Annotated in this window: 26 protein-coding genes; 14 read left to right on the forward strand and 12 right to left on the reverse strand. The window is 68.7% G+C overall.

Features of this window, described 5'->3' with window-relative positions; genetic code table 11:
• Nucleotides 1-50 precede the first annotated feature (50 nt).
• From Q0833_RS09995 to Q0833_RS10005, 3 genes are read right to left on the reverse strand one after another with little or no spacing between them, the layout of a single operon-like run.
• Nucleotides 51-503, reverse strand: a complete 453-nt coding sequence (locus Q0833_RS09995; RefSeq protein WP_298433459.1) for a DUF188 domain-containing protein — start codon at nt 501-503, stop codon at nt 51-53.
• Complete coding sequence (locus tag Q0833_RS10000) at nt 500-1,465, reverse strand: hypothetical protein (RefSeq protein WP_298433462.1); 966 nt, start codon at nt 1,463-1,465, stop codon at nt 500-502. The genes Q0833_RS09995 and Q0833_RS10000 overlap by 4 nt, the downstream gene beginning before the upstream one ends.
• Nucleotides 1,462-2,175 (reverse strand): aldolase/citrate lyase family protein, encoded by a 714-nt coding sequence (locus Q0833_RS10005; protein ID WP_298433465.1) that lies wholly within the window; start codon nt 2,173-2,175, stop codon nt 1,462-1,464. Before Q0833_RS10005 ends, Q0833_RS10000 begins: the two co-directional genes overlap by 4 nt.
• 118 nt (nt 2,176-2,293) lie before the next feature.
• Here Q0833_RS10005 and Q0833_RS10010 point away from each other — a divergent pair, with 118 nt between their 5' ends.
• The 5 genes from Q0833_RS10010 to Q0833_RS10030 all read left to right on the forward strand — a co-directional run bounded on the left by Q0833_RS10010 (nt 2,294) and on the right by Q0833_RS10030 (nt 8,096).
• Nucleotides 2,294-3,301 carry a C4-dicarboxylate TRAP transporter substrate-binding protein gene (locus tag Q0833_RS10010; RefSeq protein WP_298433468.1) on the forward strand — a complete coding sequence of 336 codons (1,008 nt, stop codon included), beginning with the start codon at nt 2,294-2,296 and terminating at the stop codon, nt 3,299-3,301.
• A 111-nt stretch (nt 3,302-3,412) separates the two neighbouring features.
• Nucleotides 3,413-4,078 (forward strand): TRAP transporter small permease subunit, encoded by a 666-nt coding sequence (locus Q0833_RS10015; protein WP_298433471.1) that lies wholly within the window; start codon nt 3,413-3,415, stop codon nt 4,076-4,078.
• Nucleotides 4,071-5,489, forward strand: coding sequence for a TRAP transporter large permease (locus Q0833_RS10020; protein ID WP_298433474.1), 1,419 nt, complete (start codon nt 4,071-4,073; stop codon nt 5,487-5,489). The genes Q0833_RS10015 and Q0833_RS10020 overlap by 8 nt, the downstream gene beginning before the upstream one ends.
• A gap of 316 nt (nt 5,490-5,805) precedes the next feature.
• Nucleotides 5,806-6,036 carry an EF-hand domain-containing protein gene (locus Q0833_RS10025; protein WP_298433477.1) on the forward strand — a complete coding sequence of 77 codons (231 nt, stop codon included), beginning with the start codon at nt 5,806-5,808 and terminating at the stop codon, nt 6,034-6,036.
• Nucleotides 6,037-6,326: 290 nt separating this feature from the next.
• Nucleotides 6,327-8,096: an acetolactate synthase 3 large subunit gene (locus Q0833_RS10030; RefSeq protein ID WP_298433480.1), complete on the forward strand. Its 1,770-nt coding sequence runs from the start codon at nt 6,327-6,329 to the stop codon at nt 8,094-8,096.
• A gap of 57 nt (nt 8,097-8,153) precedes the next feature.
• Here Q0833_RS10030 and Q0833_RS10035 read toward each other — a convergent pair whose 3' ends face one another.
• The 5 genes from Q0833_RS10035 to Q0833_RS10055 form a co-directional block, all read right to left on the reverse strand.
• Entirely contained in the window at nt 8,154-8,498 is a 345-nt protein-coding gene (locus Q0833_RS10035) for a hypothetical protein (RefSeq protein ID WP_298433483.1), read from the reverse strand.
• A gap of 4 nt (nt 8,499-8,502) precedes the next feature.
• Nucleotides 8,503-8,832, reverse strand: a complete 330-nt coding sequence (locus Q0833_RS10040) for a hypothetical protein (RefSeq protein ID WP_298433487.1) — start codon at nt 8,830-8,832, stop codon at nt 8,503-8,505.
• 37 nt (nt 8,833-8,869) lie between these two features.
• Nucleotides 8,870-9,247 (reverse strand): hypothetical protein, encoded by a 378-nt coding sequence (locus Q0833_RS10045; RefSeq protein ID WP_298433490.1) that lies wholly within the window; start codon nt 9,245-9,247, stop codon nt 8,870-8,872.
• Nucleotides 9,248-9,475: 228 nt separating this feature from the next.
• On the reverse strand, nt 9,476-9,898 hold the full coding sequence (locus Q0833_RS10050; protein WP_298433493.1) for a hypothetical protein: 423 nt from the start codon (nt 9,896-9,898) through the stop codon (nt 9,476-9,478).
• 128 nt (nt 9,899-10,026) lie between these two features.
• The gene (locus Q0833_RS10055; RefSeq protein WP_298433496.1) at nt 10,027-10,452 is read right to left on the reverse strand and encodes a hypothetical protein; all 426 of its coding nucleotides are present in this window, start codon (nt 10,450-10,452) and stop codon (nt 10,027-10,029) included.
• Nucleotides 10,453-10,616: 164 nt separating this feature from the next.
• On the opposite strand from Q0833_RS10055, the gene ilvN reads away from it, so the two are divergent.
• The 3 genes from ilvN (at nt 10,617) to Q0833_RS10070 (ending at nt 12,608) form a co-directional block, all read left to right on the forward strand.
• Nucleotides 10,617-11,177: an acetolactate synthase small subunit gene (ilvN, locus tag Q0833_RS10060; RefSeq protein WP_298433499.1), complete on the forward strand. Its 561-nt coding sequence runs from the start codon at nt 10,617-10,619 to the stop codon at nt 11,175-11,177.
• Nucleotides 11,178-11,272: 95 nt separating this feature from the next.
• Nucleotides 11,273-12,403, forward strand: coding sequence for an aromatic ring-hydroxylating dioxygenase subunit alpha (locus Q0833_RS10065; protein ID WP_298433502.1), 1,131 nt, complete (start codon nt 11,273-11,275; stop codon nt 12,401-12,403).
• Nucleotides 12,396-12,608, forward strand: a complete 213-nt coding sequence (locus tag Q0833_RS10070; protein ID WP_298433505.1) for a hypothetical protein — start codon at nt 12,396-12,398, stop codon at nt 12,606-12,608. The genes Q0833_RS10065 and Q0833_RS10070 overlap by 8 nt, the downstream gene beginning before the upstream one ends.
• A 21-nt stretch (nt 12,609-12,629) precedes the next feature.
• Here Q0833_RS10070 and coaD read toward each other — a convergent pair whose 3' ends face one another.
• From coaD to Q0833_RS10090, 4 genes are read right to left on the reverse strand one after another with little or no spacing between them, the layout of a single operon-like run.
• The gene (gene coaD, locus Q0833_RS10075; protein ID WP_298433508.1) at nt 12,630-13,142 is read right to left on the reverse strand and encodes a pantetheine-phosphate adenylyltransferase; all 513 of its coding nucleotides are present in this window, start codon (nt 13,140-13,142) and stop codon (nt 12,630-12,632) included.
• A gap of 53 nt (nt 13,143-13,195) precedes the next feature.
• Nucleotides 13,196-13,507: a hypothetical protein gene (locus Q0833_RS10080; RefSeq protein ID WP_298433511.1), complete on the reverse strand. Its 312-nt coding sequence runs from the start codon at nt 13,505-13,507 to the stop codon at nt 13,196-13,198.
• 45 nt (nt 13,508-13,552) lie between these two features.
• The gene (locus Q0833_RS10085; protein WP_298433514.1) at nt 13,553-13,990 is read right to left on the reverse strand and encodes a CBS domain-containing protein; all 438 of its coding nucleotides are present in this window, start codon (nt 13,988-13,990) and stop codon (nt 13,553-13,555) included.
• Nucleotides 13,991-14,045: 55 nt separating this feature from the next.
• The gene (locus Q0833_RS10090; RefSeq protein ID WP_298433517.1) at nt 14,046-14,954 is read right to left on the reverse strand and encodes a LysR family transcriptional regulator; all 909 of its coding nucleotides are present in this window, start codon (nt 14,952-14,954) and stop codon (nt 14,046-14,048) included.
• 102 nt (nt 14,955-15,056) lie between these two features.
• Between Q0833_RS10090 and Q0833_RS10095 the strand changes: the two genes are divergently transcribed.
• The 6 genes from Q0833_RS10095 to mmsB all read left to right on the forward strand — a co-directional run bounded on the left by Q0833_RS10095 (nt 15,057) and on the right by mmsB (nt 21,770).
• Complete coding sequence (locus Q0833_RS10095) at nt 15,057-16,553, forward strand: CoA-acylating methylmalonate-semialdehyde dehydrogenase (protein WP_298433521.1); 1,497 nt, start codon at nt 15,057-15,059, stop codon at nt 16,551-16,553.
• A gap of 169 nt (nt 16,554-16,722) precedes the next feature.
• Nucleotides 16,723-17,304, forward strand: coding sequence for a L,D-transpeptidase (locus tag Q0833_RS10100; RefSeq protein WP_298433524.1), 582 nt, complete (start codon nt 16,723-16,725; stop codon nt 17,302-17,304).
• 103 nt (nt 17,305-17,407) lie between these two features.
• On the forward strand, nt 17,408-18,535 hold the full coding sequence (locus Q0833_RS10105) for a carboxylate-amine ligase (protein ID WP_298435085.1): 1,128 nt from the start codon (nt 17,408-17,410) through the stop codon (nt 18,533-18,535).
• A gap of 55 nt (nt 18,536-18,590) precedes the next feature.
• A complete protein-coding gene (locus Q0833_RS10110) occupies nt 18,591-19,730 on the forward strand; it encodes an acyl-CoA dehydrogenase family protein (RefSeq protein WP_298433527.1) in 1,140 nt (379 codons plus the stop codon).
• A gap of 130 nt (nt 19,731-19,860) precedes the next feature.
• Complete coding sequence (locus Q0833_RS10115) at nt 19,861-20,901, forward strand: enoyl-CoA hydratase/isomerase family protein (RefSeq protein ID WP_298433530.1); 1,041 nt, start codon at nt 19,861-19,863, stop codon at nt 20,899-20,901.
• Nucleotides 20,898-21,770: a 3-hydroxyisobutyrate dehydrogenase gene (gene mmsB, locus Q0833_RS10120; protein ID WP_298433533.1), complete on the forward strand. Its 873-nt coding sequence runs from the start codon at nt 20,898-20,900 to the stop codon at nt 21,768-21,770. The genes Q0833_RS10115 and mmsB overlap by 4 nt, the downstream gene beginning before the upstream one ends.
• Nucleotides 21,771-21,801 lie beyond the last annotated feature (31 nt).

Consider the following 21,801-nt stretch of genomic DNA (forward strand, 5'->3'; position numbering starts at 1 on the left):
GAGAAATACCTCACGGGGGTCCAGGGGTGTGAAACCCCCGGCCCTCTCCGTCAGAGCACCCGTCGCAGCATGTTCTCCAAAGCCGACTTGAACGCCGCGCGATCCGTCTTGGCATAGGGGCGCGGCCCGCCCGCCGCGCCGCCGGTCATGCCCTCCATGCCGGGACGCAGCTCGGCCATCAGGTCGCGCGTGGCCACGGTGTCGCCGATGCTGGCGGTGGTGTATTCCCGTCCGCGCGGGTCCAGCGCGGCCCCTCCGGCCTTCAGCACCCGTTCGGCCAGGAGGATGTCCTGCGTTACCGTCACCGTGCCGGGGCGCGCGACCTCGGCGATGGCATCATCGGCGGCGTCGAACGCGTCGCCCGCGACGAAGAGCTTGATCCTTGGATGATCGGTCAGGCGCAGGAAGGTCGCGGCCACGAATATGGCGGTCACGTCGTGGCGGAGCGCGATCTCGGTGATCTCGGACTTCACGGGGCAGCTGTCGGCATCCACGAGGATCATGCGAAATGGCCTCCATCGAAGGGGATCGTGACGGGCGCGCCGCCGGTGTCGAAACTCGCGCGGTCGGGTTCGAGCGTGACGCCCGCGATCTCGTGGCGACCGGGAAGGCGGGCGATGGCGTGGACGATGACGTGGCGTCCGGGCGGGAGCGCTGTGGCCACGCCCTCGGCACCGACGCGGCTTTCGCCCAGTGCGGCGGCGAAACCCTCGTCCCCGGCGCAGATGGCGTCCTCGATCCCCAGAAGGCCGCGCGCGGCCCGCCACATGCCCGAGCGCGCCCCGTTCGACAGCCACAGGTTCGTCGCGGGCAACTGTTCGGCGCGCTTGAGCATGATGATCGTGTCGTCTTCGGCGGCGCGCGCGACGGCGGTCCAGGCGAGACCGGGCGCGTGGACCAGCGTCGCGAAGTCCTCGCTGGCGCCGGCCGGATAGTCCCGCAGCCCGTCGAGCCAGCCCTCGACCCGCGCACCCTGTTCGAGGACCGGGGCTTCGGCGGCGAAGGTTAGGCTCGCGCGCGGGTTGCCCGAGAGCCGCCCGCCCCCGGCCAGCGGCACGATTGGGTGATGCGCGAAGGTCGTGGGCGCGTCGAGCTCGAGGACATGGGTCTGGTAGAGCACCGGGTGTTCGTCGCGCAGCGCCAGCGTCGCGGTGATGTGGCCGCGCGCGAGGGCCCGGCCCGCCGTCAGGGACGCGGGCGCGGCGCGGTGCAGGTGCCAGGGCGCGTTGGCGCTGGCGCCGTGGGGCGGGCCGTGATCGACATCGTCCCGGCCGAAGGGCGCGCAGACGAAGGTGCCGCCGAGGCGACGGTCCACGCGCGGGATGGCGGCGTCGGACTGAACGTCCGGATCGTCGCGCCACGGCGCGGCCCAGAGGACCGGCGCGCCGCCGATCTCGAGCCGGGGGAGATGGCCGCATGACGGCTCCCACGCGGCGCGGATGCCGCGGGCGGCGAGCTGGATCACGCGAGTGCCCGCAGCGCCGCCATCAGAACCGTGCCGTCCGATCCCATCGAGACGACATTGGCCCCAACTGCGACCCAACGCTCGGGATCGGCGGCGAAGATGCCCGCGGCGACCCCGTGGCCCCGAATGCGGGCGATCGCGTCCTCCATCGCCGCGTGGACGTCCGGGTCGGCCGCGGTCGTCCCCATGTCACCGGCCAGATCGGCGGGGCCGAGGAAGACGCAGTCGACGCCATCGACGCCGCAGATCGCGTCGAGATCGGCCAGCGCGGCCCGGCTTTCGGCCTGGACCCAGACGCCGACCTCCGCATTGGCCCGCGAGACGTAATCCGCGTCCGAGCCGTACATCGCGGCGCGCGCGACATAGGCGCCGTTGCCCCGGATCCCCTCGGGCGGATAGCGGCAGGCCGCCACCGCACGGCGGGCGGCATCGGCATCGTCCACCATCGGCACGAGGATCGTCCGCGCCCCGAGGTCCAGCGCCTGCTTGATGAGCCACGGTTCGTTGGCGGGCACGCGCAGGACGGCATCGGGCGCGACCATCAGGCGGCGGCGGATGTCGCCCGGATCCCAAGGCCCGTGCTCGCCGTCGATCACCAGCCAGTCGAAGCCCGCATGTGCGGCGATTTCGGCGGCCTCGGGTCCGGGGAGGTTCTGCCAGAGGCCGCGCAACGTGGCGCCCGAGGCGAGGCGTGTCTTCAGATCGGTCATGCCCCGGCGTCGCATGGAGGCCGGGATCGAGCAAGCCCGCTTGCTCCCTCGCCGCCCCTGCCCTAGCGTTCGGCGCATAGAGGTGCGGAGGGAGCCGCGCCCATCAGGGAGTTATCGCATGAACTATCTTACCGGCACCTGTGCCGCCATTCTCGGCTTCACCCTCGTGGGCGAGGCCGCCGCGACCGAGTGGAACGTCTCCGTCTGGGGCACCCGCCGCGCCTTCACCGAGCATATCGAGAAGATGGCCGAACTGGTCTCCGAGAAATCGGGCGGCGAGTTCACCATGAATGTCAGCTATGGCGGCCTGTCGAACAACCGCGAGAACCTCGACGGCATCTCGATCGGCGCCTTCGAGATGGCGCAGTTCTGCGCGGGCTATCACCGCGACAAGAACCGCGCGATCACCGTGCTGGAACTGCCGTTCCTCGGGGTCCAGAACCTCGACCAGGAAGTCGCGGTCGCGCGTGAGATCTATGCCCACCCCGCCGTCGCCGAGGAGATGGCGCAGTGGAACGCGCGCCTCCTGATGACCTCGCCCATGCCGCAGTACAACATCGTCGGCACCGGCGAGCCGCGCGTCACCGTCGAAAGCTTCGACGGCATGCGCGTCCGGGCCACGGGTGGCATCGGGTCCGTCTTCGAGAGCGTCGGCGCCGTGCCGACCTCGGTGACGTCGTCGGAGGCGTATAACGCGATGGAATCCGGTGTCGTCGACTCGGTCGCCTTCGCCCAGCACGCACACCTCTCGTTCGGCACGATCGACATCGCCGACTGGTGGACCGAGAACCTCAACCCCGGCACCGTGAACTGCCCGGTCGTGGTGAATATCGACGCCTACGAGGCCCTGTCCGACGAGCATCGCGATATCCTCGACGCCGCGGTCGAGGAATCGATCGCCCATTACCTGACCAACTACGCCGAACTTCTCGAAGGCTGGGAGGCGACGCTGGCCGAGAAGGGCGTCGAGAAGGTCTCCGTCTCCGACGAGGAGATCGCCAAGCTGCGCGAGAACGCAGCCCCCATCCACCAAGCGTGGATCGAGGAGGCGACGGCGAACGGCCTGCCGGGTCAGGAGCTCTATGACCTGACGGTCGAGGCGGTCGCGGCGAACGCACCCGAGTAAGGCGCCCGGCCGGGGCGCCATCGCCCCGGCCCGGCACATATCCGCATCAGGCGCGGCCCGCGACCGGGCCGCGCCGCCCCGGCGCGCGGCGCCGATGCACCGCGAGGCCCCATGTCCACCACATCCTCCGTCCTGACCGACGACACCCTTCTCAGCCGCATCGACCGCGCCGTCCTCCGCGTCGAGGCCGCGCTCAACCTCGGCTCGGGCATCGTGATCTTCGCACTCGTGGTGCTGGCCATCGCCAATGTCCTGATGCGCAAGCTGCTGAACGCGCCGGTGCCCGGCTATATCGACTGGACCGAACAATTCATGGCCGTATTCGCATTCCTCGGGCTGGCCTACGTCCAGCGCGAGGGTGGGCATATCCGCATGGACCTGCTCGTCGGCAGCTTGCGGGGCCGGATCCTGTGGCTCTTCGAGTTCCTCTCGGTGATCTTCATGCTGCTCGTGACGACGGCGCTGATCTACGGGACGTGGTTCCACTTCCTGCGGTCCTTCAGCTTCGAGTCGCCCAACTGGTCGACCGACAGCTCGATCGACATCTCGCTGCCGCTCTGGCCCGCCAAGCTGGCCGTGCCGGTGGCGCTGGCGCTGCTCTGGGTGCGGCTGGCGATCCAGCTCTGGGCCTACGGCCGCGGCCTGCGCACCGGCGCCGACGACATCGTGGCCGTCCCCCTGCCCGAGGATCCCGCGACCCAGGCCACCAAGGAGGCCGCGACCGTGGGTGCCGTCGGCGCCGACGACGCCCCGGACGGAGGCCCGCGCCATGGATGAATTCATCGACATGAAGGCGCTGCTCGAGGGCGTCTCGATCTTCGAGGTCTCGCTCTGGCTGTCGGGGCTTCTGCTCGTCCTCGTGCTGATTGGCGTGCGGGTCGCCTTCGCGGCGGCCTTCATCGGGTTCTTCGGCCTCTGCCTCTTCTTCATGCAGAAGCAGGGCTTCGACCGGGGCCTGATCACGGCGGCCAAGCTGACGGGCCAGATCCCGCATTCGAAGTCGACGACCTATGCGCTGTCGCTGATCCCGACCTTCATCCTGATCGGATATCTTGCGTATTACGCCGGGCTGACCGGATACCTCTTCGAGGCGGCCAAGCGCTGGATCGGCTGGACGCCGGGCGGCCTCGGGGTGGCCACGGTCTTCGCGACCGCGGGCTTCGCCGCCGTGTCGGGCGCGTCGGTCGCGACCTCGGCGGTCTTTGCGCGGATCGCCATCCCCGAGATGCTCAAGAACGGCTACGACAAGGCTTTCGCAGCCGGTGTCGTTGCGGCAGGTGGCACGCTGGCCTCGCTGATCCCGCCCTCGGCGATCCTCGTGATCTACGCGATCATCGTCGAGCAGAGCGTCGGAAAGCTGCTGCTCGCCGGGTTCCTGCCGGGACTGGTCTCGGCGCTGATCTACGCGGGGCTGGTGATCGGGCTGGCGCGCCTCCGGCCCAGCCTCGGGCCGGCCGTGGGCGGCTATACCTGGGGGCAGCGGTTCTCGAGCCTGCCGGGCGCGCTCCCGATCCTGCTGGTGGTCTTCATCATCGTCTATTCGATCTATTTCGGCTGGGCGACGCCGACCGAGGCGGGCGCGCTGGGCGCGGGCGTCGTCCTCGCGATGGCGCTCTGGCAGGGGATGCGCTGGCGCCAGCTTCAGGGTGCGCTGATGGAGGCCGCGAAGCTGACGGTGATGATCTTCGCGATGATCTGGGGCGTGCTGATCTACGTCCGCTTCCTCGGCTTCGCCAAACTGCCCGAGGCCTTCGCCGACTTCATCACCGGGCTCGATATGGGACCGTACCAGATCCTGCTCCTGATCCTCCTGGCTTATGTCGTGCTCGGCATGTTCATGGACGCGATCGGGATGCTGATCCTGACGCTGCCGATCACCTTCCCGGCGGTCATGGCGCTGAACGGCGGCGTCGGCGACGCGCCGGGCGCGCTGGGGATGACGAACGAAGAGGCGGCGATCTGGTTCGGCATCATCGTGGTCAAGATGGCGGAGCTCTGTCTCATCACACCGCCCATCGGTCTGAACTGCTTCGTGGTCGCGGGCGTCGCGCAGGACGCCAAGATGGATATCTCGGTGCAGGACGTCTTCCGTGGCGCGTCGCCGTTCTTCGTCGCCGACGTGGCGACGGTCGCAGTTCTCATCGCGTTTCCGGGCATCGTGCTCTGGCTTCCGGGACTGATCGGGTGAGGATCGGAACCGGGGGCACACACGACCCGCGAACCCCCTGATCCGTAAGGGTTTGCTGCCCGTCAGCCGCGACCGACCGAGGGGCCTGACCGGCGGAGACGGGCCGGTTTGGCACCCTCCGGATCGGCGCTTTCCGCCCATCGGACACGGGTCCGTTTCGCCCTGCGGATCGTCGCGGACGCAGAGAGGTGAAACGGGCATTCCGCCGCGCGAAATCCGCCCGACCCACCGCCCCTCTCGGACCCGGCGCCGCGATCTGGTCTCTCGGCAGCGGGCGGACCCAAGCCGCCCTCAACCCAAGAGAGTGAGAGAAGATATGACACGTATTCTGACCACGACTGCCGCGGTGCTGGCCCTGACGGCCCCGGCCTTCGCGCAGGTTGCCATGGATACCGACGCGGACGGGAACGTCACCTACGAGGAGTACATCGCGGCCTATCCCGACAGCGATGCGGACACCTTCGCGAGCATGGATTCCGATGGCGACAGCGTGCTGAGCGCCGCCGAAGTCGAAGCCGCGGTTGAAGCAGGCCTCCTCCCCTCCTGACGACGCGGCCGACGGCGCCCGGTCCCCTCGTGGGGCCGGGCGTTCGCATGACGACCTGCGCAACAAACGCAAAGAATGCGCCGGACGGGTGCAATTTTCTCCTGCGCCCTGTTGACCCCTCGCCCGGCATCGGTATGGATAGCGCCATCAACGGAGACGGGCGATGAACACGCTTCTCGTAATTGTGGATCAAGGGTGCATGGGTCGCTGACGCGACGGACCATAACGGTAACCATGTGCCCCCGGAGCTGGCCCCTCCGGGGGTTTTTCGTGGACGGAGGAAGACGACGATGACCAAGCAGACGAATGCGAAGCAATTCACCGGAGCCCAGCAGCTCGTGAAGGTGCTTCGCGATCAGGGCGTGGACACCGTCTTCGGCTATCCCGGAGGCGCCGTCCTGCCGATCTATGACGAGATCTTCCAGCAGAACGACATCCGCCACTTCCTCGTCCGCCACGAACAGGCCGCCGTCCACGCGGCCGAGGGCTATGCCCGCTCGACCGGCAAGGTCGGCGTGGCACTCGTGACCTCGGGCCCCGGTGCGACCAACGCGGTCACGGGCCTGACCGACGCGCTGATGGATTCGATCCCGATCGTGGTTCTGACAGGTCAGGTCCCGACCTTCATGATCGGCTCGGACGCCTTCCAGGAGGCTGATACCGTCGGCATCACGCGGCCCTGCACCAAGCACAACTGGCTGGTGAAGGAGACCGAGAAGCTGGCCCCGGTCCTGCACGAGGCGTTCCACGTCGCGACCTCGGGCCGGCCCGGCCCGGTGCTGGTCGACATCCCGAAGGACATCCAGTTCGCATCCTCGGCCTATACCGGCCCGAAGGAGGTGAAGACCTCGCATTACCAGCCGCGCCTCAAAGGCGACGCAGATGCGATCGAGCAGATGGTCGAGCTGATCGAGACGGCCGAGCGGCCCGTCTTCTATACCGGCGGCGGCGTCATCAATTCGGGGCCTGCCGCGAGCCAGCTTCTGTGCGAGCTGGTCGAGGCGACGGGGTTCCCGATCACCTCCACGCTGATGGGGCTGGGCGCCTACCCCGCCTCGGGCGACAAGTGGCTCGGGATGCTCGGGATGCACGGCCTCTACGAGGCGAACATGGCGATGCATGGCTGCGACCTGATGCTGAACATCGGGGCGCGGTTCGACGACCGGATCACGGGGCGGCTCGACGCGTTCAGCCCCAAATCCCAGAAGGTCCATGTTGATATCGACCCCAGCAGCATCAACAAGGTCATCAAGGCCGACGTCCCCGTCCTCGGCGATGTCGGTCACGTGCTGGAGGACGTGCTGCGCGTCTGGAAGGCGCGGGGCCGCAAGGTGAACCGCGAGGGTCTCCAGAAGTGGTGGTCGCAGATCGAGCAGTGGCGCGCGGTCGACTGCCTCGCCTTCACGCAGGACGGCCCCATCATCCGGCCCCAGCATGCCGTCGCGCGGCTCGAGGCGCTGACCAAGGATCACGACCGCTACATCTGCACCGAGGTTGGCCAGCACCAGATGTGGGCCGCGCAATACATGGGCTTCGAGCAGCCGAACCGCTGGATGACTTCGGGCGGGCTGGGCACGATGGGCTACGGCCAGCCGGCCGCCATGGGCGTGCAGGTCGCGCATCCCGAAAGCCTCGTCATCAACGTCGCGGGCGAGGCGTCGTGGCTGATGAATATGCAGGAGATGGGCACGATGGTGCAGTACCGCCTGCCCGTGAAGCAGTTCATCCTCAACAACGAGCGGCTGGGCATGGTGCGCCAGTGGCAGGAGCTGCTGCATGGCGAGCGCTACAGCCAATCCTGGTCCGAGGCCCTCCCCGATTTCGTGAAGCTGGCCGAGGCCTTCGGGGCCAAGGGCATCCAGTGCAGCGATCCCGCCGATCTGGATGACGCGATCATGGAGATGATCAACCATGACGGTCCGGTGATCTTCGATTGCCTGGTGGAAAAGCACGAGAACTGCTTCCCGATGATCCCGTCGGGCAAGGCCCATAACGAGATGCTGATGGCCAATGCGCAGACGCAGGGCCAGATCACCGCGACCGGTGCCGTTCTCGTCTGACCCAAACGGCGAAGGCCCCGCGTTTGCGGGGCCCGTCAGTTCTTCGTCAGCGTCGGATCACTCTGGAAGCGGATAGACCCCTGCGGCGGCGAGGCCCGTCATCGCGTCCAGCTCGGCCGTGTCGAGATAGCCGTTGTCGTCGCGATCCCAGATCGCAAACAGCGCCTGGGTGATCTCGGGCAGGTCGAACGTCCCGTCGCCATCCGCATCAACCCCGAGCGGCATCACGGTGCCGCCGATCTCGGCCTGGGTGAAGCGGCCGTCATCGTCACGGTCGACCCCTTCCAGGGCGGGCAGCATGGCCCAGACGAGGGTGGCGTTGTCCCGGAGCGGTGCGGGCGCGTCCTGCGCGAGGGCGGGGGTCGCCAGCGCGACGGTCAGGACGAGTGCGGTGCGGATCATGGGCTCAGTCCACCGCGATAATCTTGGGGCCGGGATTGCTGGCCGCGAGGGTCGGATTTGCCCCGACCACCGCGTCTTCGAGCACTGCGGCGTTGTTGTCGGCGGCGATGATCAGCGCGATCGCCTCGTACTCGGCGGCGCTGACGAGGCCATCGCCATCCTGGTCGGCATCCGCGAAGGTGACTTCGCCGATGTCGTATTCATCGGCCTCGAGGAAGCCGTCCCCGTCAAGGTCGGACCAATGGTCGTGGGCGAAGGCGGGCGCCGCGGCGAAGGCGGCGATCAGGGCGAAGCGGAACATCTCGTGGTCTCCCGTGCAGGTCAGGTCGGACATGAAACGCCGCAACCCGCCCCGTGGGTTCCCCCGTGCGTCAGGGATCCAGCATCCCGCCGGGTGCGAGGTCGCCCTCGATCATGTCCATCTCGGGACCTGCCAACACGCCCGATCCGTCCCGGTCGTATCGGTTGAACAGAAGGGCGCGGTATTCGTAGGCATCGACGCCACCATCGCCGTTGAGATCCATGTTGACGTATTCGCCGACCTCGGACAGCGGCTGCCATTCTTCCTCGTCCAGCCGTCCCGAGCCGTCGCGGTCGAAGATGGCATGGGTCTGCATCGGTGCGAAGCCCGCGGCGAATTCGTCGGGGTTGAGGCCGCCGCTGCCATCGGTGTCCCAGTCGAGATGCCCCATGGCGACGGCACCCGTCGTGGCGGTGGCTGCAATCAAGGTCGACAGGCGAAGGATCATGGGTTGGGCTCGTTCTCCGGTGTGGGCGGCATGGCCCGAATGTCGGTGTGACAGTGCCCGAGGATCGTCGCCGCTGGCGACGGGTGGCGATCGCGGGCCGTCCTCCCGGCCCTCCCCCGCCGCTTTCGGCCGCTTGGGCCTGCAACGTTTCGCCGGTCTGGGCCTGGCCCGAGTCTGCTTGCAGATTTCCGCCCGCGCGCAGCCCGGTTCGCGCGATGATCCGCCGCCCTATTCAGCCCAGAAGAGCCCGCCCTCGGCGCGGTCGAGGTCGATCCCGGCGCGTTCCGCATCGTCGAGAAAGCCCGAACGGTCGCGGTCGTAGTCGGTGAACCAGCCGGCCCCGTATTCGGCATCGTCCACGACCCCGTCGAGATTGGTGTCGTAGTCGCGGAACGTGGCCATCGCGGCCCCGCGCCGGTTCCAGTAGGCGTCGTCGCGGTCGAAGGCGCCGAACTCGGCCTCGTCGATGGCGCCGTCGGCATTGCTGTCATAGCGGCTGAAGCTGTCGGTGGCGGACCAGCCGGCAAGGAATTCGGCGTCGCTCAGGAACGTATCGCCATCGCCGTCCCAGTCTCCGGCGATGGATTGGGCGGCGGCTGGCGCGGCCAAGGCGACGATCAGCACGGCGGCGGTCAGGATGGGGCGGGTCATGGCAGGTCTCCGGTTCGATGGGTCGGGTCTGCCCGTTCAACCCGCACCCCCGGGGGCCGTGTTCCCAGCGGGGCATCGAAAAAGGGCGACCCCGAGGCGCCGCCCTGTCGTCATTCCGTTGACGGGGATCAGCCCGAGAACGGGCCGTCGATGCCGAAATCGGCTTCGATCTGATCCAGCTCCGCACCTTCCAGCGCGCCGGATTCGTCGATGTCGTAGATCACGAGGAAGCTCTGGGTGAACTCGTCCTCGGCCACGAGGCCGTCGGCGGTCAGATCCCAGTCCTGGAACGTGCGCTCGGCATAGCCCAGCTTGCCCCAGTGCACTTCGGCATCGCCGAAGGCGGCGGTGTACTCGGCATCGCTCAGGTAGCCGTCGCCATCGGTGTCGTAGGTGGCGAAGGTGTTCACTTCGGCCATGGCGAGGTTCAGCTCGTCATTCGTCAGAATGCCGTTCTGATCCGCGTCGTAGCCGCGCAGCACCATCTGGGCCGAGGCCGGAACGGCGAGCGTCAGGGCGAGGACCGAAGCCGCGAGCGTGGTGAGAGTCTTCATGGAGGTATCTCCTTGTATTGCTTTACACATCCGGACGGGATCACCACCCGGTCGGGGCAATAATGCGCATCCCCCCGGATCCGGTTCCGCGGAAAATACGGTCCCTTCACACCACCGGCGAAAACCTGCACAAGCAGTCGGGACCGCCGCCAAGGAGACCGCGCATGTCACCGCTCAAGCTCAAGAAGGGCTCGACCAGCCATTCCGCCTACAACCTGCGTCCGAACTTCTCGGACGTGCAGGAACGGCACACGCTGGCCGTGCTCGTGGACAACGAAGCGGGCGTCCTGGCGCGGGTGATCGGCCTTTTTTCTGGGCGCGGCTACAATATCGAGAGCCTCACCGTCGCCGAGGTCGATCACGAGGGTCATACTTCGCGCATCACGGTCGTCACGACCGGCACGCCGCAGGTCATCGAACAGATCAAGGCGCAGCTCGGGCGCATCGTGCCCGTCCACGAGGTCCATGACCTCACCGTCGAGGGCAAGCCCGTCGAGCGCGAGCTGGCGCTCTTCAAGGTGCAGGGCTCGGGCGACCATCGGATCGAGGCGCTCAGGCTGGCCGAGATCTTCCGCGCCAACGTGGTCGACAGCACGCTCGACAGCTTCGTCTTCGAGATCACGGGCGATGTGGGCAAGATCGACGCCTTCGCCGAGCTGATGCGCCCCATCGGCCTTCTGGAGATGGCGCGGACAGGCGTCGCGGCCCTGTCGCGCGGCAGCTGAGGTTCGATTGCGGCGGCCATCCGGTCGCTGCGGGAACAGACGCGGCCCCGGACCGGCCTCCACCCTGACGGCATCAGCCGCAGGGAGGACGCATCATGAAGGATCTCGACGCGCTTGCCGCCGTCCGCCAGCCCATCGGGCGGGCCCACGGCCTGCCCAACGCGCATTACACCGACCCCGCGACCGTCGCGGCGGAAACGGCGGCCATCCTGCACGGGCAGTGGGCGGGCCTTGCCGTCGCGTCCCAAGTGCCCGAGCCGGGCGACGCCATCCCGTTGGATTTCGCGGGCGCGCCGCTCCTTCTGCTACGCGACCGCGAGGGCGCCGTGCGCGTGTTCCAGAACGTCTGTCGCCACCGCGGCATGATCCTCGTGGCCGAGCCGAAGCGGATCGAGGGCGCGATCCGCTGCCCCTACCATTCGTGGTGCTATTCGACGACCGGCAAGCTGGTGGCGACGCCCCATATCGGTGGGCCGGGGCGCAATTCCGACGCCCGGCTCGACCGCGACACGCTGGGTCTCGTGGAGGTGCCGAGCCATGTCTGGCGCGATGTTGTTTTCGTCAATCTCGACGGCAACGCCCCGCCTTTCGAGACAGCCAATGCCGCCGCCATCGCCCGCTGGGCCGAGTTCGACCAGCCGCTGCATCATGACGGACGGTCCTTCACCCTCGACGTCGCGTGCAACTGGAAGCTCGCGGTCGAGAACTACTGCGAAAGCTACCACCTGCCGTGGATCCATCCCGGCCTGAACGCCTATTCGCGTCTCGAGGATCATTACCACATCGAAGATGACGGCCCCGAGGCGAGCCATTCGGGCCAGGGCACGCTGGTGTATCGCCAGCTGAGAGATGGCGCGACGCATTTCCCGGATTTCGCGGGCCTGTCGCCCAAATGGGACGAGGCGGCGGAATACCTGTCGGTCTTCCCGAATGTCCTGATGGGGACACATCGCGACCATGCCTACGCGATCATCCTGCAGCCCGTGGCCCATGACCGCACCGCCGAGCATGTCCATATCTACTACGGCACGCCCGAATTCGACGCGGACCTCGCCGATCGCAACACCGCACTCTGGCGCGGCGTGTTCGAGGAGGACGTCTTCGTCGTCGAGGGGATGCAGCGGGGGCGCGGTGCGCCGGGCTTCGACGGCGGGCGGTTCAGCCCCGCGATGGACGGGCCGACGCACCGGTTCCACGCCTGGGTGGCGCGACATCTCGGTGCGTGATGCGGCCCTCCACGACGCGATCCTCGCGGCCCATGCGGCGGGGGACGGCGCGGCGCTGGTCGATCTCTACGGAGCGGCAGCAGCGCGCGTGCCACCCGACGCGGCACCGTTCTTTCTGACGCAGGCCTGGGTCCATGCACTCGAAGCCGCGCACCCGGCGGAAGGCGCCTTGGCCGACCGGCTACGGGCGATGGACCGCCTTTGAAAGCCGATCTAACATAAGGGGTTAGAGGTCGCCCGCCGCCCCTTTGCCGAACTTCTCCATGAGCCCCGCGCGCACCTTCGGCGTCACGAAGGCCGACACATCGCCACCCAACCGCGCGATCTCCTTGACCAGCTTCGATGCGATGGCCTGATGCTCGGCCTCAGCCATCAGGAACACTGTCTCGATCTGGTCGTCGAGGATGCGGTTCATCCCGACCATCTGGTACTCGTATTCGAAATCCGCGACCGCGCGCAGGCCGCGCACGATCATCTGGGCCCCGACCTCGCGGGCGCAGTCGATCAGCAGGTTCTCGAACGGGTGGGCCACGATCTCGCAGCCGGTCTGGCGCGACCAGTGCTCGGCCTCCTCCTCGACCATGGCGACCCGTTCCTCCAGCGAGAAGAGCGGCCCCTTGTCGCGGTTGATCGCGATCCCGATGACCAGCTTGTCGACCAACGTGCAGGCCCGCCGGATGATATCGCTATGGCCCTTGGTGATCGGGTCGAAGGTGCCGGGATAGAGAGCCGTGCGCATGGGGGTGCCCCGCAAGATTGTTGCGCCATGGGTGGCATGGCCGCCCCTGCGGATCAAGCGCGGGCGCGCGCGCGTCCGCTCTTGCCGCGCCAGGCGAGGCTCTGGCGGTTGAGGGCATGGAGGTCGGCCCGACCGGCGAGCACGTCCTCGCCCAGCGCCACCGCGCGGGTCAGGACCGCGTCGGACGCATGGGCATAGGCCGGACGCTTGGGGATGGCGTCGTACCAGACGCCGCCCGTCGCGTGGTCCAGCAGGATGCGCTGGAAGCAGTGGTCCAGATGGACGGGCCAGCCGGGCCCCGCCGCGCGCGGCAGGTCCCTGCGCGTCAAATCCTTCCAGCGGCGTTCGAGCGCATCACGGTCCATGACGCCCGAGCTAGGGCACGGGCCCCGTCCGGCGAGGGCGTCGCGTCAGCCGTGGCCCGCGATCATCGCCTGAAGCGCGTCCTTTTCCATCGAGACCTCGCTCAGCCGGGCTTTCACCACGTCGCCCAGCGAGATCATCCCGACCAGCAGGCCGTCCTCCTCGACGGGCATGTGGCGGAAGCGGCCTTCGGTCATCCGCGCGAGGATCGCCTGCGCGTCGTCGCCCGGCGAGCAGACCTGCACATCGGTGGTCATCAGGTCCCCGACGGTCCGGTCCAGCACGGTCTGCCCTGCGCGGCCCAGCTCGCGCACGACGTCGCGCTCGGACAGGATGCCCGCCGTGCGCCGCCCGTCGGTCGAGACCACGAGCGCGCCGATCTTGCGCGCGCCGAGTTCGGCCACGGCATCGGCCACGGATGCGTTGGGGTCGATCGTCAGCACACCGGTCGTCGCCTTGGACTTGAGGATCTGGGTCACGAACATGGGAGGCCCTCCTGCGGCTCTGGATGTCCAGCGAACGCCCGACCCCGCCCACCTGTCAAGCCTGCGCGTCGCGGTCGCGGGCGGCGGCAATGGCCTCGAGACGGGAGATCTCGGCGCGAATGCCCTCGGCCAGAAGGTCGGCGACCGCCCCGAAGGGCGCGCCGTCGGCATCGGCATGGCGCACGAGGTGAAAGCTGCGGCTGAGGCGCGCAATGCCGGGCAGAACGGGCACCAGCTCGGGCGCCTCGGGGCGCATGAAGTCGTGGACGACCCCGACGCCCGCACCCGCGCGGATCAGCGCCCATTGCAGGTTCGCCGAGTTCGAAGCGATATCCGGCGCGCCCAGACCCAGCTCGGCCAGGTGGTCGAGTTCGGGGTCGAAGATCATGTCGGGGATGTAGCCCACGCGATCCGCCTCGCGCAGGCTCGCCCGGGTGACCGGGCCGTGGCGCGCCAGCCAGTCGCGATGGGCCGCGAGCCCGAGGCCGTAGTCGCAGATCCGGCGCACCACCAACCGCCCCGAGACCGGCGCCGAGATGGTGATCGCGAGATCCGCCTCGCGGCGCGACAGATCGAGAAGGCGCGGCAGCGCCACGATGTCGAAGCGCAACTCGGGATGGGCGGCGCGGAGCGCGGTGCAGACCCGTGGCAGGACATGGGTGCCGATCCCGTCGGGCGCGCCGATGCGCACCCGGCCCGCCAGCCGCTCGGTCCCGGTCAACGCGGCCGTCCCGGCGCGGGCCTGCGCCTCCATCCCCTCGGCATGGGGCAGAAGCCCCTGCCCCGCTCCGGTCAGCGCGTAGCCCTGGGGTGATTTCAGGAACAGGGCGGCCCCCGCCTCGCGCTCCAGCCGCTTGATGCGACGGCTCAGCGTGGCGGGGTCCAGCCGCAGCACGCGCGCCGCCTCGGTCAGCGACCCGGCGCGGGCAACGTTCAGGAAAATGCGCAGATCATCCCAGTCCATGGCCGCCATCGTACCGACAAATCTGCAAGACCGTCCAGCATGATCGGCCCTGTCGCCGGATCGGCCCGCGCCCTATCCTCCGCCGAACTCAGGGAGGATCACATGCAAGAGATCGGACATTGGATCGACGGCGCGGCCGTCGCGGGCTCGGGGCGGAGCGCGGACGTCTACAACCCCGCCACGGGCGAGGTGCAGGCCCGCGTCGCGCTGGCCTCGGGCGCCGAACTCGACCGCGCGGTGCAGGTCGCCGCCGCGGCACAGCCGGCCTGGGGCGCGACCAATCCGCAGCGCCGCGCCCGTGTCCTGATGAAGTTCGTCGACCTTCTGAACCGCGACATGGACAAGCTGGCCGAGGCCCTCTCGCGCGAGCATGGCAAGACCCTGCCCGACGCCGCGGGCGACGTGCAGCGCGGCCTCGAGGTGGTCGAGTTCTGCATCGGCGCACCGCACCACTTGAAGGGCGAGTTCACCGACAGCGCCGGTCCCGGTATCGACATGTATTCCATGCGCCAGCCGCTGGGGGTGACGGCGGGCATCACGCCCTTCAATTTCCCCGCCATGATCCCGATGTGGATGTTCGCGCCCGCCATCGCCTGTGGCAACGCCTTCATCCTCAAGCCCTCCGAGCGCGACCCCTCGGTGCCGATGATGCTGGTGGAGCTTCTGGAAGAAGCCGGGCTCCCGAAGGGCATCCTGCAGGTCGTCAACGGCGACAAGGAGGTCGTGGACGCGATCCTCGACCACGAGGTGATCCAGTCCGTGGGCTTTGTCGGCTCGACCCCGATCGCGGCCTATATCTACGAGCGCGCCTCGGCCTCGGGCAAACGCGCCCAATGCTTCGGCGGCGCCAAGAACCACATGATCATCATGCCCGATGCCGACATGGACCAGGCCGCCGACGCGCTGGTGGGCGCGGGCTACGGCGCCGCGGGCGAGCGTTGCATGGCGATCTCGGTCGCGGTGCCCGTGGGCGACGACACTGCCGACCGCCTGATCGAGAAGCTGGCGCCCCGCGTCGAGGCGCTGAAGGTCGGTCCCTATTCCAGCGGGACGGATGTCGATTTTGGCCCCGTGGTCACGGCTGCGGCAAAGGAAAACATCCTCGCCCTCATCCAGTCGGGCAAGGATGCGGGCGCAGAAGCGGTGGTCGACGGCTCGAAGATGAGCGTGCAGGGCTACGAGGACGGGTTCTTCGTCGGCCCGGTGCTTTTCGACCGGGTGACGCCGGACATGGATATCTACCGCAAGGAGATCTTCGGTCCGGTCCTCTCCACGGTCCGGGCCCAGACCTACGAGGAGGCGCTGGGCCTCGCCATGGACCACGAATACGGCAACGGCACCGCGATCTTCACCCGCGACGGCGACGCCGCGCGCGATTTCGCCAAGCGGGTGAATGTCGGAATGGTGGGCGTCAACGTGCCGATCCCGGTGCCGCTGGCCTACCACACGTTCGGCGGCTGGAAGAAGTCGATGTTCGGCGACCTGAACCAGCACGGCCCGGATGCCTTCCGATTCTACACGCGCACCAAGACGGTTACGGCGCGCTGGCCCTCGGGCATCAAGGAAGGCGGCGAATTCTCCATCCCCGTCATGGAATGACCCCGTGCGCGGCCCCGCATCCGGGGCCGCCCCCCCCGTGCGGGCATCGGTAGGAGCCATCGGCAAGCCGCCGCCGACCAATGCGCACCCGCGAAGAAGTGAACGCGCGGGCCTTTCCGCCGCGCATCGCCCGTAATAACTGAGGCGCAAGCCAGACGGAGCAGGATTGATGACCGAGCAGACCCGCCGCCTTTTCCTTGCCGGCACCGCCGCGACACTCGCCGCGCCGGCGCTTGCGCAGACCCGCACCGCCGAGGATTTCGGCGGCGTGACCGGCCCGACCGAGAGCCGCCGCAACACCTCGAGCTTCCAGATGATCGATTGGCGCGATCACTTCTCCGATCTCGGGCGCGCCACGATCATCTGCGACACGACCAGCCGCGCGCTGCACTATTGGGACAGCACCGGGAGCGACTACCGGCTTTATCCCACCAGCGTGCCGATGACCGACGAACTGACGCGGCGCGGCTATACGGAGATCGTGCGCAAGAAGGTCGGACCGACCTGGACGCCGACCGCGAATATGCGCGCCCGCGATCCGTCCCTGCCCGAGTTCATGGAGGCCGGCCCCGGCAACCCGCTGGGCACCCACGCGATGTACCTCGCCTGGCCCGCCTACCTGATCCACGGCACGCATGACACGCGCAAGATCGGGCGGCGGTCGTCGTCGGGCTGCATCGGTCTCTACAACGAGAAGATCGCCGAGCTCTTCGCGATCACGCCGGTCGGCGCGCAGGTCCGCGTCATCTGACGCCCCCCGGTCCGGGCCCCGCGCCCGGATCGCCCGCCCCCCCCATTTGCCGCTTGCGATGCGACGCCGCTCCGCCGACCCTGCGGGCCGGGGGGTGGCGCATATGGCCGAGCCGGAGTTCACCATCGGGATCGAGGAGGAATACCTTCTCGTGAACCGCGAGACCGGCGCGCTCGCCGAGGCGCCGGACGCCCTGATGCGGGCGGCGACGGACGTGTTGGGCGAACAGGTCAGCCCCGAATTCCTGCAATGCCAGATCGAGGTCGGCACCGGCATCTGCGCCACCGTCTCCGAGGCGCGCGACGACCTCGCCCATCTGCGCCGCACCGTGTCGCGGCTGGCGGCCGAACATGGGCTCGCCCCCATCGCGGCCTCCTGTCATCCGAGTTCGGACTGGAAGGACCAGAGCTTCACCGACCGCGCCCGCTACCGCGACCTCGAACGCGATCTGCGCGGCGTGGCACGCCGGATGCTGATCTGCGGCATGCATGTCCATGTCGGCCTGCCCGACGAGGCGACGCGCATCGACCTGATGGCGCAGTTCACCTATTTCCTGCCGCATCTCCTGGCGCTCTCGGCCTCGTCGCCCTTCTGGCAGGGCGAGGATACCGGCCTCGACAGCTACCGCCTTACGGTCTTCGACAACATGCCGCGCACCGGCCTGCCGCCGCGCCTTACGGGCTGGTCGGACTGGACGGGTGCGGTCGGCGCCCTGACCGAGCTCGGCGTGATCGAGGACGGCTCCAAGATCTGGTGGGACCTGCGGCCCTCGCACCGCTTCCCGACGCTGGAGACGCGCATCTGCGACGTGGCCCCGCGCCTCGAGGACACGCTGACGCTGGCGGCGCTGGTGCAGGCGACGCACCGGATGCTCTGGCGGCTGGGGCAGTCGAACCAGCGCTGGCGCATCTACGACCGCTTCCTCGTCGACGAGAATCGCTGGCGCGCCCAGCGCTACGGCGTGCGCGAGGGGCTGATCGACTACGGGCGGCGAGCCATCGTGCCGGTGCCCGACCTGGTGGAGGAATGGCTCGACCTGCTCGCACCCGATGCCGCGGCGCTGTGCTGCGAGCCCGAGATCGCACGCGCCCGCGACATCGCCGCCCATGGCAATGCCGCCGACCGCCAGCGCGCGGTCCATGCCGAGGCGCTGGACGCGGGGGCGGCGCCTGAAGACGCGCTCCGCGCGGTGACCGCGCATCTGATCGCCGCCTTCGACGAGGGCCTTTGACACCCGGCCACCGGGCGGGGTAATTGAACGAGCGTTCGATTAAAGGGGAACGGCCATGGATTTCGCACTCTCCGAGGAAAGCACCGCCATCTTCGACATCGCCCGCGACGTCGGCCAGTCCGAGATCGCGCCCCATGCCCGCAACTGGGAGGCGGCGGGCGACATCCCCAAGGAGCTCTGGCCCAAGCTGGCTGAGCTGGGCTTCGGCGGGCTCTACGTCTCCGAGGATGCAGGCGGCTCCGGCCTGTCCCGGCTCGACGCGACGCTGGTCTTCGAGGCGCTGTCGATGGCTTGCCCGAGCGTCGCGGCGTTCCTGTCGATCCACAACATGTGCGCCAAGATGATCGATGGCTTCGGGTCCGACGATCTGAAGGCGCGCTACCTGCCCCGCGCGCTGACCTGCGAGACGGTCTTCAGCTACTGCCTGACCGAACCCGGCAGCGGGTCGGACGCGGCGGCTCTGAAGACGAAGGCCGTGAAGACCAACGTGGATTACCGCCTGACGGGGACGAAGGCGTTCATCTCGGGCGGGGGCTATTCGGATGCCTATGTCGTCATGGCGCGCACCGGCGAGGACGGGCCGCGCGGCATCAGCGCGCTGGTGGTCGAGGACGGGGCCGAGGGCCTCTCCTTTGGCGGGCTCGAGGACAAGATGGGCTGGCGCTCGCAACCGACGCGGGCCGTGCAGTTCGATGATTGCACGACCCCGCTGGGCAACCTTCTGGGCGAGGAAGGGCGCGGCTTTCGCTATGCCATGGCCGGGCTCGATGGCGGGCGGCTGAACATCGCGGCCTGCTCGCTCGGGGCGGCGCAGCAGGCGCTGGACCAGACCGTCGCATACATGCGCGAGCGAACGGCCTTCGGCGCGCGCCTGACCGAGTTCCAGGCCCTCCAGTTCCGTCTCGCCGACATGGAGATCGAGTTGCAGGCGGCGCGCATCTTCCTGCGGCAGGCGGCGTGGAAGTTGGATACGGGCGCGCCCGATGCCACGAAATACTGCGCCATGGCCAAGAAGATGGTCACCGAAGCCGGCAGCCGGATCGTCGACCAGTGCCTGCAACTCCACGGCGGCTACGGATATCTCGCCGATTACGGGATCGAGAAGCTCGTGCGCGACCTGCGGGTGCACCAGATCCTCGAAGGCACCAACGAGATCATGCGGATGATCGTCGCGCGCGACATGCTGGCGGCGTGACGGACCGGGTTCGAATCGCCTGCGTCGATCCGACCGGCTGGGGGCTCCGCCCCCAGACCCCCGAGGTATTTCAGGCCAGAGGAGGACCGGTGTCGTTCACTGTGACTGCGAGACGGGCGGAGGCAACCCGATGAGCGACATCCATATCCGCATTGAGGGCCGGGCCGGTCGGATCACGCTCGACCGACCCGACGTGCTCAACGCGCTGTCCTGGGACATGTGCCTCGCGATCGAGGCGGCGCTGGACGAGTGGCGGGCGCGGGACGATGTGGCGCTGGTGGTGATCGACGCGGCGCCGGGGCGGGCCTTCTGCGCGGGCGGCGACATCCTCGAGATGCACCGCGCGGGCACCGAGGGGCGCTACGAATACGGGCAGCGGTTCTGGGCGGACGAATACCGCATGAATGCCAAGCTCTTCCACTTCCCGAAGCCGGTCGTGACCTTCCTTCACGGCTTCACCATGGGCGGCGGTGTGGGCGTCGGGTGCCATGCGTCGCACCGGGTCGTCGATGCGACCTCGCGGATCGCGATGCCCGAATGCGGGATCGGGCTGGTGCCGGATGTCGGCGGGTCGCTGCTGCTCGCGCGGGCGCCGGGGCGGCTGGGGGAATATCTCGGTGCGACCGGCGCGCGGATGGGACCGGGTGATGCGATCCATGCGGGGTTCGCGGATTATTTAGTGGCGGAGGGCTGGGATGCCCTGAAGGCCGCGCTGTGTGAGACGGGCGATCCCGGCGCGGTGGACGCGGCGGCGGGCGAGGTGCCGGACGCGCCGCTGGCCGACGCCCAGCCCGAGATCGACAGGTTGTTCGCGGGCGAGACGCTGGCCGATATCTGGCGCGGACTTCAGGGCGTCGACACGCCGCTGGCCGAGGACGCCCGTGCGGCCCTCAGGCGCAACGCGCCGCTCTCGATGGCCTGCGCGGTCGAGATGCTGCACCGGCTGGGCGACGATCCCACGATCGAGGCGGCGCTGGGCATGGAGTACCGCTTTACCTTCCGCGCGCTGGAGCATTCGGATTTCGTCGAGGGCATCCGGGCGCAGATCGTCGACAAGGACCGCGCGCCGCGCTGGTCCCACCCCGGCCCCGACGCGGTGCCGACGCTCGCGGTGTCGCGGATGCTGCAACCCCTCGGGGCCGACGCCCTGACGCTGGAGGAGACGACATGAAGATCGCGTTCATCGGATTGGGCAACATGGGCGCGCCCATGGCCCGCAACCTTGCCGCCGCCGGGCACGAGGTCACCGGCTTCGACACCGCCGCCGCCCCGCCCGAAGGCGTCGCGATGGCCGCAAGCGCCGCGGAGGCCGCAGCGCACGCCGCGGTCGTGATCACCATGCTGCCCAATGGCGAGATCCTGCGCGCGGTGGCGGGAGACGTAATCCCGGCGATGGCCGCGGGCGCGGTGCTGCTCGATTGCTCGACCGTCGATGTCGCCTCGGCCCGCGCGGTGGCCGAGATGGCCGAAGCGCGCGGGCTCGGGTCGCTCGACGCGCCGGTTTCCGGCGGGATCGGCGGCGCGGATGCCGGGACGCTGACCTTCATGGTGGGGGGCTCGGACGCGGCGCTGGCGACGGCGGCGCCGCTGCTCGATATCATGGGCGGGCGCACCGTCCATTGTGGCCCTGCGGGCAACGGGCAGGCGGCGAAGATCTGCAACAACATGATCCTCGGCGCCACGATGGTCGCGACCTGCGAGGCCTTCGCGCTGGCCGACAAGCTGGGGCTCGACCGGCAGGCGATGTTCGACGTCGTTTCGACCTCGTCGGGCCAGAGCTGGTCGATGAACACCTACTGCCCCGCGCCGGGCGTGGGCCCGACCTCGCCCGCCGACAACGACTACCGCCCCGGATTCGCCGCCGACCTGATGCTGAAGGACCTGCGCCTGAGCCAGGAGGCCGCCGAAGCCGTGGATGCGGCGACGCCCATGGGACAGGCAGCGACGGCCGAATACGAAGCCTTCGTCGAGGCGGAGGACGGCCGCGGTCAGGACTTCAGCGCGATGCTGCCGCGATTCTCGGGGAAGGCGCGGGGCTGAGCCACCTCAGGCCGGACCGGAAACCAAAAAG

The organism is uncultured Jannaschia sp., from assembly GCF_947503795.1.
Taxonomy (GTDB): domain Bacteria; phylum Pseudomonadota; class Alphaproteobacteria; order Rhodobacterales; family Rhodobacteraceae; genus Jannaschia.

Bases quoted from the DNA above. Each gene is read 5' to 3' on its own strand.
- Q0833_RS09995 (WP_298433459.1), bottom strand. From the start codon at position 503: ATGATCCTCGTGGATGCCGACAGCTGCCCCGTGAAGTCCGAGATCACC.
- Q0833_RS10005 (WP_298433465.1), bottom strand. From the start codon at position 2,175: ATGACCGATCTGAAGACACGCCTCGCCTCGGGCGCCACGTTGCGCGGC.
- Q0833_RS10010 (WP_298433468.1), top strand. From the start codon at position 2,294: ATGAACTATCTTACCGGCACCTGTGCCGCCATTCTCGGCTTCACCCTC.
- Q0833_RS10015 (WP_298433471.1), top strand. From the start codon at position 3,413: ATGTCCACCACATCCTCCGTCCTGACCGACGACACCCTTCTCAGCCGC.
- Q0833_RS10020 (WP_298433474.1), top strand. From the start codon at position 4,071: ATGGATGAATTCATCGACATGAAGGCGCTGCTCGAGGGCGTCTCGATC.
- Q0833_RS10025 (WP_298433477.1), top strand. From the start codon at position 5,806: ATGACACGTATTCTGACCACGACTGCCGCGGTGCTGGCCCTGACGGCC.
- Q0833_RS10030 (WP_298433480.1), top strand. From the start codon at position 6,327: ATGACCAAGCAGACGAATGCGAAGCAATTCACCGGAGCCCAGCAGCTC.
- Q0833_RS10035 (WP_298433483.1), bottom strand. From the start codon at position 8,498: ATGATCCGCACCGCACTCGTCCTGACCGTCGCGCTGGCGACCCCCGCC.
- Q0833_RS10040 (WP_298433487.1), bottom strand. From the start codon at position 8,832: ATGTCCGACCTGACCTGCACGGGAGACCACGAGATGTTCCGCTTCGCC.
- Q0833_RS10045 (WP_298433490.1), bottom strand. From the start codon at position 9,247: ATGATCCTTCGCCTGTCGACCTTGATTGCAGCCACCGCCACGACGGGT.
- Q0833_RS10050 (WP_298433493.1), bottom strand. From the start codon at position 9,898: ATGACCCGCCCCATCCTGACCGCCGCCGTGCTGATCGTCGCCTTGGCC.
- Q0833_RS10055 (WP_298433496.1), bottom strand. From the start codon at position 10,452: ATGAAGACTCTCACCACGCTCGCGGCTTCGGTCCTCGCCCTGACGCTC.
- ilvN (WP_298433499.1), top strand. From the start codon at position 10,617: ATGTCACCGCTCAAGCTCAAGAAGGGCTCGACCAGCCATTCCGCCTAC.
- Q0833_RS10065 (WP_298433502.1), top strand. From the start codon at position 11,273: ATGAAGGATCTCGACGCGCTTGCCGCCGTCCGCCAGCCCATCGGGCGG.
- coaD (WP_298433508.1), bottom strand. From the start codon at position 13,142: ATGCGCACGGCTCTCTATCCCGGCACCTTCGACCCGATCACCAAGGGC.
- Q0833_RS10080 (WP_298433511.1), bottom strand. From the start codon at position 13,507: ATGGACCGTGATGCGCTCGAACGCCGCTGGAAGGATTTGACGCGCAGG.
- Q0833_RS10085 (WP_298433514.1), bottom strand. From the start codon at position 13,990: ATGTTCGTGACCCAGATCCTCAAGTCCAAGGCGACGACCGGTGTGCTG.
- Q0833_RS10090 (WP_298433517.1), bottom strand. From the start codon at position 14,954: ATGGACTGGGATGATCTGCGCATTTTCCTGAACGTTGCCCGCGCCGGG.
- Q0833_RS10095 (WP_298433521.1), top strand. From the start codon at position 15,057: ATGCAAGAGATCGGACATTGGATCGACGGCGCGGCCGTCGCGGGCTCG.
- Q0833_RS10100 (WP_298433524.1), top strand. From the start codon at position 16,723: ATGACCGAGCAGACCCGCCGCCTTTTCCTTGCCGGCACCGCCGCGACA.
- Q0833_RS10105 (WP_298435085.1), top strand. From the start codon at position 17,408: ATGGCCGAGCCGGAGTTCACCATCGGGATCGAGGAGGAATACCTTCTC.
- Q0833_RS10110 (WP_298433527.1), top strand. From the start codon at position 18,591: ATGGATTTCGCACTCTCCGAGGAAAGCACCGCCATCTTCGACATCGCC.
- Q0833_RS10115 (WP_298433530.1), top strand. From the start codon at position 19,861: ATGAGCGACATCCATATCCGCATTGAGGGCCGGGCCGGTCGGATCACG.
- mmsB (WP_298433533.1), top strand. From the start codon at position 20,898: ATGAAGATCGCGTTCATCGGATTGGGCAACATGGGCGCGCCCATGGCC.